Genomic DNA, 15,527 nt, shown 5'->3' on the forward strand with positions numbered 1-15,527 from the left:
ATTCAGCTCACTCCCCGCGCGACCTCAGCGGCCAAAACTGGCCAGCTTCGCCCGCAGCTGCAACACCGATTTCGTGTGGATCTGACTCACCCGGCTCTCGGTCACCCCGAGCACATTGCCGATCTCGGCGAGCGTGAGCCCTTCGTAGTAATAGAGCGTCACGACGGTCTTCTCGCGCTCGGGCAGTGTGTTGATCGCCCGTGCGAGCAGCCTGCGCAGCTCCCGGTCCTCGGCGACCTCCACGGGGTTGTCGGCCGCGTGGTCCTCGAGCGTGTCCATGAGGCTCAGCCGGTCGCCGCCGTCCCCGCCGACGTGCAGCAACTCCTCGAGCGCCACCACGTTCGCCAGCGACAACTGGCTGAAAACCGCGCGCAGTTCCTCCAGCGCGATTCCCATCTCCGCGGCGACCTCGCCCTCCGAGGGGGTGCGCCGCAGCTGCGCCTCCAAGGTGGCGTAGGCACGCTCGACGTTGCGTGCCTTCTGCCGCACGGACCGCGGGATCCAGTCGAGCGCCCGCAGTTCGTCGATCATGGCGCCACGGATACGCGTGATCGCGTAGGTCTCGAACTTGATCGACCGCTCGATGTCGAACTTCTCGATCGCGTCGATGAGACCGAACACCCCGGACGAGACGAAGTCCGCCTGCTCCACATTGGGCGGCAGCCCCACGCTCACCCGGCCCGCGACGTACTTCACCAGCGGCGAGTAGTGCAGGATCAGCTGCTCCCGCAGCCGCCCGTCGCCTGTCGCCTTGTACGACCGCCACAACTCGTCCAGCGACGAGGGGGCGGGAGGCCGCTCCCGCTCGCCGCTACGGGCGGCGGGAGGGACCGCCGCCCGGTCGGACCCTGAGGTGTGCTGGGGCATTCGTCGCCTTGAGCCGTTCTGCCGTGAACTGGTGAGGTCGCGTGGGTCGATGAGGTCGCGCGGGGCGGCGGATTCGCGGCTGCCGCTCGCGCCCGCGCGGTGGGGGGTGTGCGTGGGGTGAATGAGGTCGTCCGTCTGATTGCCTGTCCGCTGATTTGCCTGTCCGCGTCGGAATCCTTGTGAGCGTAGCGTGACTGAAAGGTCGCAGTGTGCGAAGACTATGGGATCGCGCGTGCGCAGATACGTTCCGCTGAGCACCCCGCGGGGTCGCGTCCGTCGCACTGTGTGACGAGGCCGCCGTATCAACTGCGCGATTTCCCAAGGCTGTCGGGCGTCATCCGTCCGGCGCAACACGCTCGGTCACGATTCACCTCCAGCGGCGAAGACGGACCCAAACGCCTGGCGTGTCAACTGCCAGCCGTCGCCGTGTCGTTCGACGAACCCCAACGGTTGAAGTTCGTACAGGCGCCCTACCGCGTCGTCCTCTGTCGTCCCCGCCCCCACCGCGATCTCCCGCGCCGTCACCCGGCCCCTCGCGGGCAGGGCGGCAAGGACCCGGGCCGCCCCCGGAGCGAGCAGATCGCGCGGCAGGACGGGCCCCCGCCGCTCAGGGGCCAGCTCACCCATGTCACCGACCAGCTCGACGATTTCCGCGGCGTCGGTCACCAGGGCGCCGTCACCCCGCAGCAGTTCATGCACGCCCGCGGAGAGCCCGCTGGTCGCGGGCCCCGGCACCCCCATCGCGAAGCGCCCCAACTCCTGGGCGGCGCGGGCGGTGGCGAGCGCCCCGCTGCGGTAGGCGGCCTCCACCACCACCGTCCCCCGGGTCAGCGCGGCGATGACCCTGTTCCGCAGGATGAACCGGCTCGGCGTGGGATGGTCCCCCGGCGGCAACTCCCCGACCACCAGACCCTGTTCCGCGATCCGTCGGATCAACTGGGTGTGCCCGCGAGGATAGGGCCGGTCCACGCCGCAGGCCAGCACGGCCACGGTGGCACCACCCGCCCCAAGCGCCCCGCGGTGTGCGGCGCCGTCCACGCCGTACGCCCCGCCGGAGACGACGACCCAGCCGCGCTCCGCGAGCCCGGCGCCGAGGTCGGCGGCCATATGCGCGCCGTACTGCGTGCAGGCCCGGGCTCCGACGACGGCCACCGACCGCACCGCCCATATCCGCAATGACGGCTGTCCGCGCACCCAGAGCCCGATCGGCCGGGCGTCCCCGAGATCGTCGAGCGGCAGCGGCCACTCCGCGTCCCCCGGGCAGACGAACCGCGCCCCGACGTCCCGCGCCGCCGCCAGATCCCGCTCCGGCCGCACTCGGGCGGCCCGCGCCCGCAGCCCTTCCCACCGCCGCGCCGTCACCCCCGGCAACCGCTCCTCCTCCCCACCGATCCTGCGCAGCACCTCGACGGCCCCGGCCTCCCGCAGCCACCTGCCCCCGACCACGTCCCCGGGCTCGATGACCCGCGTCAAGGCGACCCGGGCCAGCCGCTCCTCGTCCGTCGGCGGCCCGAGGCTCACCTCGAAACCCCGAGCGACATCGGCACCCCGCGCGAGATCCCCGTGCGCAGCTGGAGCGCCAGGGCGACGTCTTGCGCGCAGGGCCGGTCGTGCCCCGCGAGGTCCGCCACGGTCCACGCCACCCGCAGGACGCGGTCGAGCCCACGGGCGGTCAGGAAGCCGCGCTCCAGGTCCAGCTCGGCCGCGTCCAGCGCTCCCGGGGCGGCGGGCCATCGGGTGCGCAACGCGTGCCCGGGGACCTCGCTGTTGGTCCGCCAGCCGGTGCCGGACAGCCTGGCCGCCGCTCTCTCGCGCGCGGCGCGCACCCGGTCGGCGACGGTCCGCGTGGACTCACCCTTCGTGCCGTACCCGGCCAGTTCGGACCGGGTGACGGCCTCCACCTCGACCTTCAGGTCGACCCGGTCGAGCAGTGGCCCGGAGAGGCGGGCCTGATAGCGGCGGACCACGGAGGCCGGGCACTCACAGCCGTCGCCGAGCAGGGTGTGCCGCCCGCAGGGACAGGGATTGGCCGCGAGCACCATCAGGAACTTCGCGGGCAGCCGCACCACCCCCGCGCTGCGAGCGATCACCACATGGCCGGACTCGAGCGGCTGGCGCAGGGAGTCCAGGGTCTGACTGCTGAACTCCGGCGCCTCGTCAAGGAAAAGCACCCCTCGATGAGCCAACGAGACCGCTCCTGGCCGTGCCAGTCCCTTGCCGCCGCCCACGAGCGACTGCATCGTCGCGGAGTGGTGCGGCGCGCAGTACGGCGCGAGGTCCACCAGCGGCTTGCCCGGCGGGAGCATGCCCGCCACCGAGTGGACCGCCGTCACTTCCAGGGACTCCTCGCGGGTCAGCCGGGGCAGGATCGCCGGCAGCCGCTCCGCGAGCATGGTCTTGCCCGCGCCCGGCGGCCCTTGCAGAAAGAGGTGGTGTGCTCCGGCGGCCGCCACCTCCACGGCGGTCCTCGCCGAGGCCTGCCCGACGACATCGGCCAGGTCCAGCGCGTGGGCGTCGTCCGTCGCGCCGCCGAGGCCCGTGCCCACACCGGTGCCGGGCACGCAGAGCCCGGCGAGCATCGGGTCGGGCCGCCCCGGCTCGTCCGGCTCCTCCTGCGGCACCGGCTCGTCGGTGAGCACCGCGATGAGCTGCCGCAGGCTGCGCACCCCGAGGACCGAGACCCCCGGCACCAGCGAGGCCTCCGCGGCCGTGCACTCCGGGACGACCACCTGTTCGTACCCCGCGTCCGCCGCGGCAAGGACCGCCGGCAGCACTCCGCGGACCGGGCGAACCCGCCCGTCGAGCCCCAGTTCACCGATCATCACGATGTCGGCGAGCACTCTGGGATCGATCCGCTCGGCCGCCCCGAGGACCGCGCACGCGACGGCGAGGTCGAAGCCGCTGCCGCCTTTGGGGACCGACGCCGGGCTCAGCCCCACCGTGAGCTTCTTCTGGGGCCACTCCCCGCCCGAGTTGACCACGGCGGCCCTGACCCGGTCCCGGCTCTCCGTCAGGCTCTTGTCCGGCAGCCCGACCAGCGTGAACGCGGCCACGCCCGGCTCCAGATCGGCCTGCACCTCGACGACCACGCCCTCGACGCCGACCAGCGCCACGGAGCACGTGCGCGCGAATCCCATCACGCCACCCCCCGGGCGTGCTCGACCACGGGGGCACCGCGGCGCGGGATCAGCACGCCGACCAGATCGATGCGGACGCCGCCCGGTGGTGGGCCGCCACGCTCCTCGATCCAGCGCTCCGCCAGCCGCCGCAGCCGCTCCGCCTTGATCTGGCCCACGGCCGCCATCGGATGCTCGAAGAGCGCGGAGCCGGCCAGGCCCGCCCTGCGCGTCTTGACCTCGCAGACGACAAGGGCCTCGCCGTCCATCGCCACGATGTCGATCTCGCCGGTCCTGCCCGCGCGCCAATTGCGCTCCAGGACCGTCATCCCCGCGTCCACCAGCCGCCGCGCGGCCAGGTCTTCGCCGTACTTGCCGAGTGCTCCCCGTGCGTTCATGTCGGCACCACCTCCGGCACCCACAGTCACGGATCGGCCCGGAGCTATTGGATCTTGGTGCACTACTCGCCGGTTGTGGAAAACTCCGCCACCCCACCGAGTGAACTCAGCGGCTCAGCACCCCCGCAATCCGGCGCCGGGCACCTCAGCCCCCCGGCAGCTCAAGATCGCTCTTGTTCAGCTCCTCGATGTTCACGTCCTTGAACGTGAGCACCCGCACCTGCTTCACGAACCGCGCGGGCCGGTACATGTCCCACACCCAGGCATCCGCCATGGACACCTCAAAGAAAACCTCACCCTGCACCGAGTGCACCTGCATCTCGTAGTCGTTGGTGAGGTAGAAGCGCCGCTCGGTCTCGATCACGTATTTGAACAGACCGACGACATCGCGGTACTCCCGGTAGAGCTTCAGCTCCATCTCGGTCTCGTACTTCTCGAGGTCCTCGGCGCTCATGGCATGTTCCCCTTCAGCCGTGCGTCCCCCTATTGTGCGTCAGCCCCGCGAGCCCCTACGCGATTTCCGTGTCGAGGATCTCGGGCCGGTCCGGGGGCCCCTCGTCGAGCAGTCTGCGAAACAGCTCGGCGAGCCTGGTCGGGTACACCGTCTCATGAGCCTCGGTCAGTTCCCGGCACGTCCACCAACGTGCTCCGGCGACACTGCGGCGCTCCAGCTCCGTCAGCCCCTCGGCCGCGGTCGCCGTCTGTGACGTACGCGCCAGGTAGTACCACTCGTCCTGGTCCCAGCGGCGCCCGGCGAAGGGGAAGGAGCAGACCCTGCGCCACAGCACCGGGCCCAGCTCGACCTCCGTGATGCCGGTCTCCTCGCGCAGCTCGCGCAGGGCGGCCCGCTCCCGCGTCTCGTCGCCCTCCAGGCCGCCGCCCGGCGTGAACCACCAGTCGTCAGCGGGGTCGCCGGGCTCATGGCCGTGCAGCAGCAGGATGCGGTCGTCGGGGTCGAGGAGCACCACACGGGCGACCCTGCGCAGCGGACGCCCCGTCAGCGACGCCTCGGCCTCCCCGGAAGCGGCCCCCGCCTCTTCAGCGGGCACCGACGGCCTCCCCCGTACGGCTCCTGCCGCGGCCGCGCCCAAGGAGCCTTGCCACCGGGCCGTACGCGGCGCCGCCGAGGATGAGCACCATGCCCACCGCGATCGCGGTCACCACCAGGCGCAGCGGTCCGGGTTCGGAGATACCGCCCGGCATCTCCGCGAAGCCCTCCGGGCGCTCCAGCATGCCGGACTCGCCCATCGGCCAGGCCACCGCGTCGACCCGCGCCTTCACCGCGTCGCGCGGCACCGAGCCGTGGTCCCCGTCGCCCAGGTGCACGCTGGAGTCCAGGGAGCCGCTGCGCTCGTCGCCCAGCAGGAACAGGCGCCCCTTGGGGACCGTCGTGGTGGGGATGCCAGTGGCCGAGGCGCCCTGGCCCTTCGGGAGATACGGTTCTGCGACTTCCTTGCCGTTGACGGTCAGCCTGCCGTTCTCACAGCAGGCGATCTTGTCCCCGCCTATGCCGACCACACGCTTGACCATCGGCAGGTCGCCCCAGCTCGACTGTTCGAAGACGACGACGTCACCGCGGCGCACCGCGTCCCCGTCGATGCGCTGCGCGAGCACCCGGTCGCCCGAGCCGATCGTCGGCGTCATCGAGCCGGTGGGCACCGTGTACGGCTGGTAGAGCACCGCGCCCCAGGCGAACCCGCCGAGGAAGAGCACACAGCCGAGGGCCACGGCGACGCCCGACAGCACGCTGCCGAGCCTGACCCGGCCCTCGTCCGTACGACGTGTCCTGCTCATCCCGGTGCTCCCCCGTCTCGGAGACGACCCCGCCGCCCGTGCGTACGGGCGGCGGAAGATCGGCGATCTGGGACGGCACCCTACCCGGCGGTACTACCGCCGGACACCCTCGCGCCGCGCGCGGCCGCGACCGTCAGCCGACGCCTGCGCCACAGCACGAGCGGCACGGCACCGGCCAGACCGAGGGCGCCGGGGGCCGCGCCGGCCAGGGCGTTGATGCCGGGCTGGTCGAAGGTGTCCGGCTTGGGGAGCGTCGCCCAGCGGGTGGGCGGCCAGGCGATCACGATGGCGCGGCCCACCACGTTGTCCACGGGGACGGCGCCGCCGCCGGGCTGGTTCTGGTGGTAGCGGGAGTCCAGCGAGTTCTGCCGGTGGTCGCCCATGACCCAGATCTTGCCCTTGGGGATGGTCTTCTTGAACTGGCCGCCCTGGTCGTCGACGGTGCACGGGGTGTTCCCCGGGAAGACGTACGGCTCGTTCAGCGCCTTGCCGTTGACCTTCACCGGTCCGGTGCCCTTGCACTCCACGGTGTCCCCGCCGACCGCGATGACGCGCTTGATGAGGTCCTTCTCGTCGGCGGACGGCATCAGGCCGATCCAGCCGAGGACCCGCTGCACCGCGTTCGGGTCGGGCGTGGGCTCGCCGTCCAGCCAGTGGCCCGGGTCCTTGAAGACGACGACCTCGCCGCGCTCGGGCTCGGAGCCGAACCACGGCGTCAGCTTGTCGACGAGGACGCGGTCGCCCTGCTGGAGGGTGTTCTGCATCGAGTCCGAGGGGATCGAGAACGCCTGGACCAGGAAGGACTTGATCACCAGCGCCAGGACCAGCGCGATGCCGATGAGGAGCGGCAGCTCCTTCCAGAAGGAGCGCTGCTTCTTCGGCTGCTTGGCGTCCTGCTCGCCCTTCGCCCCGTCGCCGTCCCCGGGGTCACTCCCGGGGTGCGCACCGCCCGCGGCGGCCTCGACGCCCGGCTCGTCGGATCGTCCCGGTCGCTCCTCGGGCCCCTCGTGTCCGGATCGTGCGCCGACCGCCAAATCCCCCACATCCACTCCTCAGTCCGTGCCGCCGCCTGCCCCAGATGCGATGCAGGCCCACCACTCCCATAACGAGCGGGAGTTCCGCAGGGGTCGGGAGTCGGATCAATCCGTATCGATCGCCGGGAACCACCCTATGCGACACGCCTGTGGCGTTGTCCGACCCCGTACGCGCGTCGGGCACCGAGGCGTACGTGTCCGGCTCCTCCAGTTTGCTCCAGTGGCCGAAGGGCCAGGCGATGACGAGGGCGCGCCCGACGACCTGGTCCTCGGAGACCGTGCCGGCGAACTTCTCCGTGCGGTGGAAGCGGGAGTCGGCCGAGTCGCTGCGGTGGTCGCCCATCATGAACAGGCGCCCCTTGGGGACCTTCACCTCGAACTCGAAGGCCGAGGGTTTGTCGCCGGGGTGGATGTAGGGCTCGTCGAGCGGTACTCCGTTGACGGTGACCTTGTCGTTCTTGTCGCAGCACTTAACCGTGTCGCCGCCGACGCCGACCACGCGCTTGATCAGGTCCCGCTCGCTGTCGGAGGGCAGCAGACCGATCTGGGTCAGGCCTTCCTTGACCTGCTTGACGACGACCGGGTCGTCCTTCTTCTTGCCCTGTTCCTCTTCGAGCCAGTTGCCGGGGTCCTTGAAGACGACGACGTCGCCGCGCTCCGGCTTCGACCCGAACCAGGGGGTGAGCTTGTCGACAAGGACCCGGTCCCCGATGCGGATCGTCTGCTCCATGGAGCCGGAGGGGATCACGAAGGCCTGCACCAGGAAGGTCTTCAGGACGAGGGCTATGAGCAGTGCCACACCTATGAGGAGTGGTATCTCCTTGATCGCCGAGCGCCGCCTGCGCCGCTTGACCTTCTTCGCGAGCTTGCGCCGGTCGGCCCGGCCCGGCAGCACGGGCCCGCTGGTGGGCCGCGTACCGGTGGGCAGCCGGGTGTCGGCACGGTGGCCCGCGGCGCGTGTCCGCCCGCGGTTACCCATGCGCGCCGCCCGGTTCGGGCACGCGCGCGTAGCTGTCGGGACGCTCCAGGGAGGTCCAGTGGCCGATCGGCCAGGCGATCCAGTCGGCGCGGCCGATGACCTCCTCCACGGGGATCATGCCGCCACCGGGCTCCCCCAGGTGGTCTCGGGAGTCACGCGAGTCGCTGCGGTGGTCGCCGAGGAGGAACAGGCTGCCTTCGGGGACGACGACATCGAAGGGCACCGCCGAGGGTCTGTCCCCCGGGTACAGGTAGGGCTCGTCGACGGGTACGCCGTTCACCTTGATGCCTCCCCCCTCGCAGCAGACCACCCGGTCTCCGCCGGTGCCCACGACCCGCTTGATGTAGTCGGCGTCTCCGAAGTAGCCGCTGCCGTCAAAGACGACCGCGTCACCCCGCTGCGGCTCGGACCCGAAACGGTACGCCAACTTGTTGACGAGCACCCGGTCACCGACCCGGAACGCGGGCTCCATGGAGCCGCTGGGGATCTGGAAGGGCTGCACCACGAAGGCGCTGACGAGGAGCAGGGCCCCCACGCACAGCAGGAACGTCAGCGTGAGCCCGCCGCCCGGGAGCCAGGCGAGGAGCGACATGAAAACGGAGCGCGACCGCTCCTCCGTCTCCTCGGATGCTTCGGCGACGTGCGGGACGTCTCCGGAATCGGAGGGTGAGGAGGAGCGGTCGCGCTCCGTGTGCTGTGCTTCGGTGTCCATCGGGGCCAGATGCTATCCGGCCCGGCTGTGGACCCGCGCGGAAGCTCAGTTGTCGCGCTTCTCCTTGATCTTCGCGGCCTTGCCGCGCAGGTCACGGAGGTAGTACAGCTTCGCGCGACGCACGTCACCGCGGGTGACGAGCTCGATCTTCTCGACGATCGGGGTGTGCACCGGGAAGGTGCGCTCGACGCCGACGGAGAAGGAGACCTTGCGGACCGTGAAGGTCTCGCGCACGCCGGCACCCTGGCGGCGGATGACTACGCCCTTGAACTGCTGCACACGGGAGCGGTTGCCCTCGATGACGCGGACGTGGACGTTGACGGTGTCACCCGGGCGGAACGCCGGGATGTCGCTGCGCAGCGACGCGCTGTCGACGGAGTCGAGCAGGTTAGCCATGATCGTCTGCTTTCTTCGCTGATGCCACAGGTCATCAGCGGTACGGGGAGATGAGATTTCGGTAGCTGATCGCGTCGGGCGGGCGTCTTTCCCCCTGTGGCAGGGGCGCACGCTGGACGTACAGCAGCGGCCTATTCTTCCATGGCCTCGGGGTCCCGCCCAAATCGGCCGTCGGGCCCCGGCCGCCATCCCAGGATCGAGAGCATCTCGCGGTCCTTCTTGTCGAAGGCCTTGGGGTCGCAACGCTCAATGAGGTCGGGCCTGTTGCGCGTGGTGCGGCGCAGCGCCTCGTCCCGCCGCCAGCGCGCGATCTTGCCGTGGTGGCCGCTGAGCAGGACGTCGGGGATGCCGTGACCGCGCCACTGGGGCGGCTTGGTGTAGACGGGGCCTTCGAGGAGGTTGGCCATGGCGCCGGGCGCGAAGGAGTCGTCCTGGTGGGACTCGGCGTTGCCGAGGACGCCGGGCAGCAGCCTGGCCACCGCCTCCGTGATGACCAGGACGGCCGCTTCCCCGCCCGCGAGGACGTAGTCGCCGATGGACACCTCGTAGACGGGCATACGGGTCGCGTACTCGTCCATGACGCGGCGGTCGATGCCCTCGTAGCGCGCGGGCGTGAAGACCAGCCAGGGGCGCTCGGAGAGCTCCACGGCGAGTTCCTGGGTGAAGGGGCGGCCGCTGGGCGTGGGGACGACCATGACGGGGCCGTGGGCCCCGGACTCGTACCCCTGCGCGAGCACGTCGTCGAGGGCCGCGCCCCAGGGGTCGGTCTTCATGACCATGCCGGGCCCGCCGCCGTAGGGGGTGTCGTCGACCGTGTTGTGGCGGTCGTACGTCCACTCCCTGAGGTCGTGCACCCGCACGTCGAGCTGCCCACGCGCGCGTGCCTTGCCCACGAGGGAGACGTTCAGGGGCTCCAGGTACTCGGGGAAGATCGTGACGACGTCGAGCCGCATTACGCCTGGCCCTCCGCGGTCGGCTCGTCCTGGGCCGCCTCGGCGTCCCGTGCGGAGGCGATCTCGGCGCGGTCGTCGATCAGGCCGGGCGGCGGGTCGATGACGGCCTTCTGCTCCTCCAGGTCGATCTCGGTGACGATCTCCTCGACGAAGGGGATCATCACCTCACTGCCGTCGGGGCGCTCCACGATGAAGAGGTCCTGCGAGGGCAGGTGCGAGATCTCGGTGATGCGGCCGACCTCCTCGCCGTCCTTGGTGACGACGTCGAGGTCCATGAGCTGGTGGTCGTAGTACTCGTCCTCTTCCTCGGGGAGCTCCTGCGGGTCCACCTCGGCGATCAGGAGGGTGTTGCGCAGCGCCTCGGCACCCGTGCGGTCGCGTACGCCCTCGAAGCGCAGCAGGAGACGGCCGCTGTGCACCCGGCCGGTCTCGATGGTCAGCGGGCCGATGGAGGCGGGCTCCGTGGCGAGGACGGCGCCGGGGCCGAGCCGCAGCTCCGGCTCATCGGTGCGGACCTCAACGGTGACCTCACCCTTGATGCCGTGGGCACGGCCGATGCGGGCGACTACCAACTGCACTGCGTTTCTCCTCATCCAACGACGACGGGCCGGGGAAGGCCCTGAAGCCCTCCCCGGCCCGCGCCGGTGCTGCTGTGGTTCCGGGAACCCGGTTCAGCGAACCTGGTCCACGTCGACGAGGTCGACGCGGACACCGCGGCCGCCGATGGCGCCCACGACGGTACGCAGAGCGCGCGCGGTGCGGCCGTTACGGCCGATCACCTTGCCGAGGTCGTCCGGGTGGACCCGGACCTCGAGGACGCGCCCGCGGCGCAGGTTGCGCGAGGCCACCTGCACGTCGTCGGGGTTGTCGACGATGCCCTTCACGAGGTGCTCGAGAGCCTCCTCGAGCATGCTCAGGCCTCGGTCGACTCGGTGGACGTGGCCTCGGCCTCGTCCGCCTTCTTGTCAGCCTTCTTGGCCTTCTGGGTGATGGCCTCACCCTTGGCGTCGTCGCCCTCGAGGCCCTTGGTGAAGGCATCGAACGCGGCGCGCTTGTCCTTGGGCTCGGCGACCTTCAGCGGCGCCGGGGCCGGCAGGCCCTTGTGCTTCTGCCAGTCGCCGGTGAGCTTGAGGATCGCCATGACCGGCTCGGTCGGCTGGGCGCCGACGGACAGCCAGTACTGGGCACGCTCCGAGTTGACCTCGATGCGCGAGGGGTTCTGCACCGGGTGGTACAGGCCGATCTCCTCGATGGCCCGGCCGTCACGGCGGGTACGGGAGTCGGCGACGACGATGCGGTAGTGAGGCGAACGGATCTTGCCCAGACGCTTCAGCTTGATCTTGACTGCCACGGGAGTGGTGTCTCCTGGTCTTGACGTGGGTGGGCACGACGGGATGCCGCGTGGGGTTGCGGTACTCGAGTGCCCGATGGACGCGTCAGCCGGAGGAGAGAGGGGTCCTATGCGACTGTCGAGTACAGCTAGCCATTGTGCCATACGTCGCCGGGGCACCCGCACCCGGTCCGGGCGCCCCGCTCCTGCTCAGCCCACGCCCGCACCGACCGCTTCCGGGATGCGGAAGGGCTTGCCGCAACCGCCGCACATGATGGGCGCCTGGGCGAGCACGGACGGGACCACGCGGACATTGCGCCCGCAGTCGCAGACCGCCTTCACACGCACGCCGCCTCCGGAGGAGCCGTGCCGGGCGGCCGGGCCCCGGAAGCTGCGCGCGGTGTCCGCGGTCGTCGCGGCGGTGTGTGCCTTCAGGGCACGCTGCAGCCGCTCGATCGTCGGGCGATACCGCCGCTTGGCGTCGGGGTTGAGCGTGACCAGGGAGAAGCCGCTGCTCGGATGTGGCTCCTCGGGATGGTCGAGGCCAAGCTCCTCGGCGATCGCCAGGAACCGCCGGTTGTGATAGCGGCCGGCGCGTGAGGTGTCGCGTACGCCGCGCGAGGCGGCGATGCCATGGACTGCCTCGTGAAGCAGTCGCTCGAAGGAGAGCTCGGCGCCGCAGGCGGACGACGACTCTCCGATCAGGGATTCGGGCGCGGCAAGATCGGGCAGCTCGGGGTGGTGCCGCTGAATGTCGGCCCACGCCTGTGCCAGCTCTGCGGCGAGAACAGGTGGTGTCGTGCTCACGTCGTGACAACGAGCCGAGTGCCCCGGGGGTTCCATTCCGGGGCATCCCAAATAATTTGCACGTACCCGTCAGTTGCCATTGATGCGTCCGGACGAGGGCGGGTGCGCTGATCTGCGGAGAAGCCTCACAGCTCGCATCAAGCCGGTACGTAGCGGCGCGTACGCCCCGGCGCGTAGGCAATGCCCTCACTCCGGGGCTCGCGCCGCCTCCGGCCTGGACCGGGGCCGCCTTCGGCCGACGTTACCCGGGGTCTCATCGGCGTCCCGCACCGCCCCGCCCTACGGGACCGGCCATCAGAGGCGCACAAGCATTGGCCCACAACCCCTGGACGCCGCGACGGATGCGGAGTTCTCTGGCATACGGGGGAGAGTGCGAGCGCACTGCACGGGGGCGGACGAAACCGTTGATCACCGGCACGGCTATAACTCTCGGCGGATTGGGGCGCTTTCGATGACACCAACACTCGTGCAGTCGCACCTCCCTCGCGCGGGCTCGGCGCCCCGTGTGGACCTCGGTGCACGCGCGCGTGACTGGGCGGAGATCCAGGAACGGATGCTGGTCCCGCTCTATGAAGCGGTGTACGAACGGCTCGACGTGGGCGGTGGCACCCGGCTGCTCGGCCTCGGCTGCGGATCCGGGCTCGCCCTGCTGATGGCGGCGTCCCGGGGCGCCGCGGTCACCGGTGTCGACGCGTCGGCTCCCGAACGGCTCGCCCTCGCGCGCGAGCGGCTCTCTCCGGAGGCCGCCTCGCAGGCACGCGCGCGTACCGACGCGCGGCTCGTCGAAGGCGGCCCCGCGGACGCGGCGGGCCCGGGCGTGCCCGCGTACAACCTCGTCACCGCGTTCCAGCCGATCGGCTGCATGGCAGGCGACTCCGAAGGACTCACCGGCCTCCTGGAGGCGGCGGCCCCGCTCGCCGGACACGGCGCCGTGGTGGTACTCGCCGGATGGGGTCCTCCGGAGCGCTGTGCCACGTCCAGCGTTATGAAGGTGGCGACCAAGCTCGCCGATCCCCTGCGTAGTGCGGGCAGTTGGCGCCCGGCGGCGCGGGACGATCTGGAGGACGTCGCCCAGCGGGCGGGACTCAAGCCGGACGGCTCGGGGCGGGTCGCGTGCCCGTTCGGGTACGCGGATGTGGAGAGCGCGGTCCGGGGGCTGCTCTCGACGGGCCTGTTCGACGCGGCGGTCGGCGCGACGGACAAGGCGCAGGTCGACAAGGAGCTGACGGAGGCGCTGCATCCGCACCGGCGCCGGGACGGGACGGTGTGGATGCCGAACGTCTTCCGGTACCTGATCGCGCGTACGCCCTGAGCCGCAAAGTGGCCGCCGGCCGCGGGCTAGCCGCTCTTGGTGGTCCGCACGATGCCCGCGACGCGGTACGCGTCCGCCTCCTCCAGGGTCTCGTTCTCAAGGAGCGCCGCGGCCAGCGCGTCCAGCTGGTCCCGGTGGTCGCGCAGTTGGCGGCAGGCGTTCTCGTAGCACTCGTCGACGATCCGCCGCATCTCGCCGTCGATCGTGTCGAGCGTCTGCGGGGCGGCGGAGAGTCCGTAGGCCTGCTGGGCGTCGCTCGGGAGCGCGGACAGGCGTCCCACGAGTTCGCTCATGCCCCAGCGGCCGACCATGCCGCGGGCGATGTTGGTGACCTGCTCCAGGTCGTTCTCGGCGCCGGTGGTGATGACTCCGTAGACGACGTGTTCGGCGGCCATGCCTCCTAGGGCGCCGATGATGCGGCCGCGGAGGTACTCCTCCGTGTAGGCGTACTTGTCGGAGTCCGGGGTCGACAGCGTGACGCCGAGGGCGCGGCCGCGCGGCACGATCGTGATCTTGCGGACCGGGTCGGCGCCGGGCTGCAACATGCCGAGCAGCGCGTGCCCGCTCTCGTGGTACGCCGTACGCCGACGCTCCTCGTCCGGCATGACCAGCGGCCGCTCGGCGCCCAGCTGGACCTTCTCCATCGCTTCGGAGAGGTCGGACTGGGTGACCGTCTTCTGCTTGCGCTTGACGGCGAGGAGGGCGGCCTCGTTGGCGAGGTTGGCGAGTTCGGCGCCGGTCATGCCCGGTGTCGTACGGGCGACTTGGGCGAGGTCGACGTCGTCGGCGAGCGGGATGGCCCTCGTATGGATGCGGAGGATGGCCTCGCGTCCGCCGCGGTCGGGGGGCGAGACGTTGACGACGCGGTCGAAGCGGCCCGGCCGGGTGAGGGCGGGGTCGAGGACGTCGGCGCGGTTGGTGGCGGCGAGCACGATGACGCCTTCCGCCCCGGAGAAACCGTCCATCTCGGTGAGGATCTGGTTCAGCGTCTGCTCGCGCTCGTCGTGACCGCCCATGCCGCTGCCGCCGCCCCGCGCGCGTCCGATGGTGTCGATCTCGTCGATGAAGATGATCGACGGGGCGACCTTGCGGGCCTCGGCGAAGAGTTCCCGTACGCGCGAGGCGCCCACGCCCACGATCATCTCGATGAAGCCGGAGGCGGAGGCCGAGAAGAAGGGCACGCCCGCCTCGCCCGCGACGGCCCGGGCGAGCAGGGTCTTGCCGGTGCCCGGCGGCCCCGCGAGCAGCACCCCGCGCGGCATCTTGGCGCCCATCGTGCGGTAGGCGTCGGGGTTCTTGAGGAAGTCGACGACGTCGTTCAGCTCGCCCTCGACCTCGTCGATGCCCGCCACGTCCTCGAACGTGGTGCGCTTCGCGCCGGGCTCGAGCTCGACCGGCTTGGGCGGCGTCTTGCGCCCCAGCATGCCTCCCCCGCCGCCCATCCCCGAGGCCATGCGCCGGGCGATGAAGATCCACAGCGCCACGAGGAGCAGCATCGGGGCGAGCGAGATCAGCAGGTTCGAGAGGAAGCTGCGCTCCTGGACGACGGGCTCGGCGGTGACGGTGACGTCGTGCTTGGTCAGGTCGTCCCAGAGCTTGTCGTCGGCGAAGGCGGGGCGCTGGGTGGTGAACTTGGTGTACTTCCCCTTCTCGTCACCCGGCTTCTCCTGCTCCTTCTTGAGCTGCCCCTGGATCGCGTCGCCCTTGGAGTAGATCTTCGAGACGTTGCCGGCGTCGACCTGTTTGCTGAACTCGGTGTACGAGATGGTCGGCTCGTCGCCCTCGTTGAAGAAGGACAGCACGAGGTTGGCGAGGAGATAGACGAGCAG

General features: G+C 70.9%; 18 protein-coding genes. 1 reads left to right on the top strand and 17 read right to left on the bottom strand.

What is annotated here, in order from left to right; translation table 11 throughout:
- Window positions 1-24: 24 nt before the first annotated feature.
- The 16 genes from whiG to GKQ77_RS02935 all read right to left on the bottom strand — a co-directional run bounded on the left by whiG (window position 25) and on the right by GKQ77_RS02935 (window position 12,386).
- On the bottom strand, window positions 25-867 hold the full coding sequence (gene whiG, locus GKQ77_RS02860) for an RNA polymerase sigma factor WhiG (protein WP_219686979.1): 843 nt from the start codon (window positions 865-867) through the stop codon (window positions 25-27).
- 360 nt (window positions 868-1,227) lie between these two features.
- A complete protein-coding gene (gene dprA, locus GKQ77_RS02865) occupies window positions 1,228-2,388 on the bottom strand; it encodes a DNA-processing protein DprA (RefSeq protein ID WP_219686980.1) in 1,161 nt (386 codons plus the stop codon).
- Complete coding sequence (locus GKQ77_RS02870) at window positions 2,385-4,004, bottom strand: YifB family Mg chelatase-like AAA ATPase (RefSeq protein ID WP_219686981.1); 1,620 nt, start codon at window positions 4,002-4,004, stop codon at window positions 2,385-2,387. Before GKQ77_RS02870 ends, dprA begins: the two co-directional genes overlap by 4 nt.
- Window positions 4,004-4,381, bottom strand: coding sequence for a YraN family protein (locus GKQ77_RS02875; protein ID WP_219686982.1), 378 nt, complete (start codon window positions 4,379-4,381; stop codon window positions 4,004-4,006). Before GKQ77_RS02875 ends, GKQ77_RS02870 begins: the two co-directional genes overlap by 1 nt.
- A 145-nt stretch (window positions 4,382-4,526) precedes the next feature.
- The gene (locus GKQ77_RS02880) at window positions 4,527-4,835 is read right to left on the bottom strand and encodes a DUF2469 domain-containing protein (protein ID WP_003965949.1); all 309 of its coding nucleotides are present in this window, start codon (window positions 4,833-4,835) and stop codon (window positions 4,527-4,529) included.
- Between the two features lie 55 nt (window positions 4,836-4,890).
- Window positions 4,891-5,430 (bottom strand): NUDIX hydrolase, encoded by a 540-nt coding sequence (locus GKQ77_RS02885; protein WP_372459821.1) that lies wholly within the window; start codon window positions 5,428-5,430, stop codon window positions 4,891-4,893.
- On the bottom strand, window positions 5,420-6,175 hold the full coding sequence (gene lepB / locus GKQ77_RS02890) for a signal peptidase I (RefSeq protein ID WP_219686983.1): 756 nt from the start codon (window positions 6,173-6,175) through the stop codon (window positions 5,420-5,422). Before lepB (GKQ77_RS02890) ends, GKQ77_RS02885 begins: the two co-directional genes overlap by 11 nt.
- A gap of 80 nt (window positions 6,176-6,255) precedes the next feature.
- Window positions 6,256-7,218 carry a signal peptidase I gene (gene lepB, locus GKQ77_RS02895; RefSeq protein ID WP_219686984.1) on the bottom strand — a complete coding sequence of 321 codons (963 nt, stop codon included), beginning with the start codon at window positions 7,216-7,218 and terminating at the stop codon, window positions 6,256-6,258.
- On the bottom strand, window positions 7,103-8,188 hold the full coding sequence (lepB, locus tag GKQ77_RS02900; RefSeq protein ID WP_219686985.1) for a signal peptidase I: 1,086 nt from the start codon (window positions 8,186-8,188) through the stop codon (window positions 7,103-7,105). The genes lepB (GKQ77_RS02895) and lepB (GKQ77_RS02900) overlap by 116 nt, the downstream gene beginning before the upstream one ends.
- On the bottom strand, window positions 8,181-8,900 hold the full coding sequence (gene lepB / locus GKQ77_RS02905) for a signal peptidase I (protein ID WP_219686986.1): 720 nt from the start codon (window positions 8,898-8,900) through the stop codon (window positions 8,181-8,183). Before lepB (GKQ77_RS02905) ends, lepB (GKQ77_RS02900) begins: the two co-directional genes overlap by 8 nt.
- Before the next feature lie 45 nt (window positions 8,901-8,945).
- Complete coding sequence (rplS, locus tag GKQ77_RS02910) at window positions 8,946-9,296, bottom strand: 50S ribosomal protein L19 (protein WP_030787595.1); 351 nt, start codon at window positions 9,294-9,296, stop codon at window positions 8,946-8,948.
- Between the two features lie 131 nt (window positions 9,297-9,427).
- A complete protein-coding gene (gene trmD, locus GKQ77_RS02915) occupies window positions 9,428-10,249 on the bottom strand; it encodes a tRNA (guanosine(37)-N1)-methyltransferase TrmD (protein WP_219686987.1) in 822 nt (273 codons plus the stop codon).
- Window positions 10,249-10,827, bottom strand: coding sequence for a ribosome maturation factor RimM (gene rimM / locus GKQ77_RS02920; protein WP_219686988.1), 579 nt, complete (start codon window positions 10,825-10,827; stop codon window positions 10,249-10,251). Before rimM ends, trmD begins: the two co-directional genes overlap by 1 nt.
- A 93-nt stretch (window positions 10,828-10,920) precedes the next feature.
- Window positions 10,921-11,160, bottom strand: coding sequence for an RNA-binding protein (locus GKQ77_RS02925; protein ID WP_014176063.1), 240 nt, complete (start codon window positions 11,158-11,160; stop codon window positions 10,921-10,923).
- Window positions 11,161-11,162: 2 nt separating this feature from the next.
- Window positions 11,163-11,600: a 30S ribosomal protein S16 gene (gene rpsP, locus GKQ77_RS02930; protein ID WP_125515357.1), complete on the bottom strand. Its 438-nt coding sequence runs from the start codon at window positions 11,598-11,600 to the stop codon at window positions 11,163-11,165.
- Window positions 11,601-11,789: 189 nt separating this feature from the next.
- Window positions 11,790-12,386 carry a hypothetical protein gene (locus GKQ77_RS02935; RefSeq protein ID WP_125515356.1) on the bottom strand — a complete coding sequence of 199 codons (597 nt, stop codon included), beginning with the start codon at window positions 12,384-12,386 and terminating at the stop codon, window positions 11,790-11,792.
- Between the two features lie 451 nt (window positions 12,387-12,837).
- Here GKQ77_RS02935 and GKQ77_RS02940 point away from each other — a divergent pair, with 451 nt between their 5' ends.
- The gene (locus GKQ77_RS02940; RefSeq protein WP_219686990.1) at window positions 12,838-13,698 is read left to right on the top strand and encodes an SAM-dependent methyltransferase; all 861 of its coding nucleotides are present in this window, start codon (window positions 12,838-12,840) and stop codon (window positions 13,696-13,698) included.
- Window positions 13,699-13,724: 26 nt separating this feature from the next.
- Here GKQ77_RS02940 and ftsH read toward each other — a convergent pair.
- A partial coding sequence (gene ftsH, locus GKQ77_RS02945; protein ID WP_258020754.1) for an ATP-dependent zinc metalloprotease FtsH occupies window positions 13,725-15,527 on the bottom strand: 1,803 nt, incomplete at its 5' end.

Source organism: Streptomyces anatolicus (assembly GCF_019400875.1).
GTDB classification, from domain to species: domain Bacteria; phylum Actinomycetota; class Actinomycetes; order Streptomycetales; family Streptomycetaceae; genus Streptomyces; species Streptomyces anatolicus.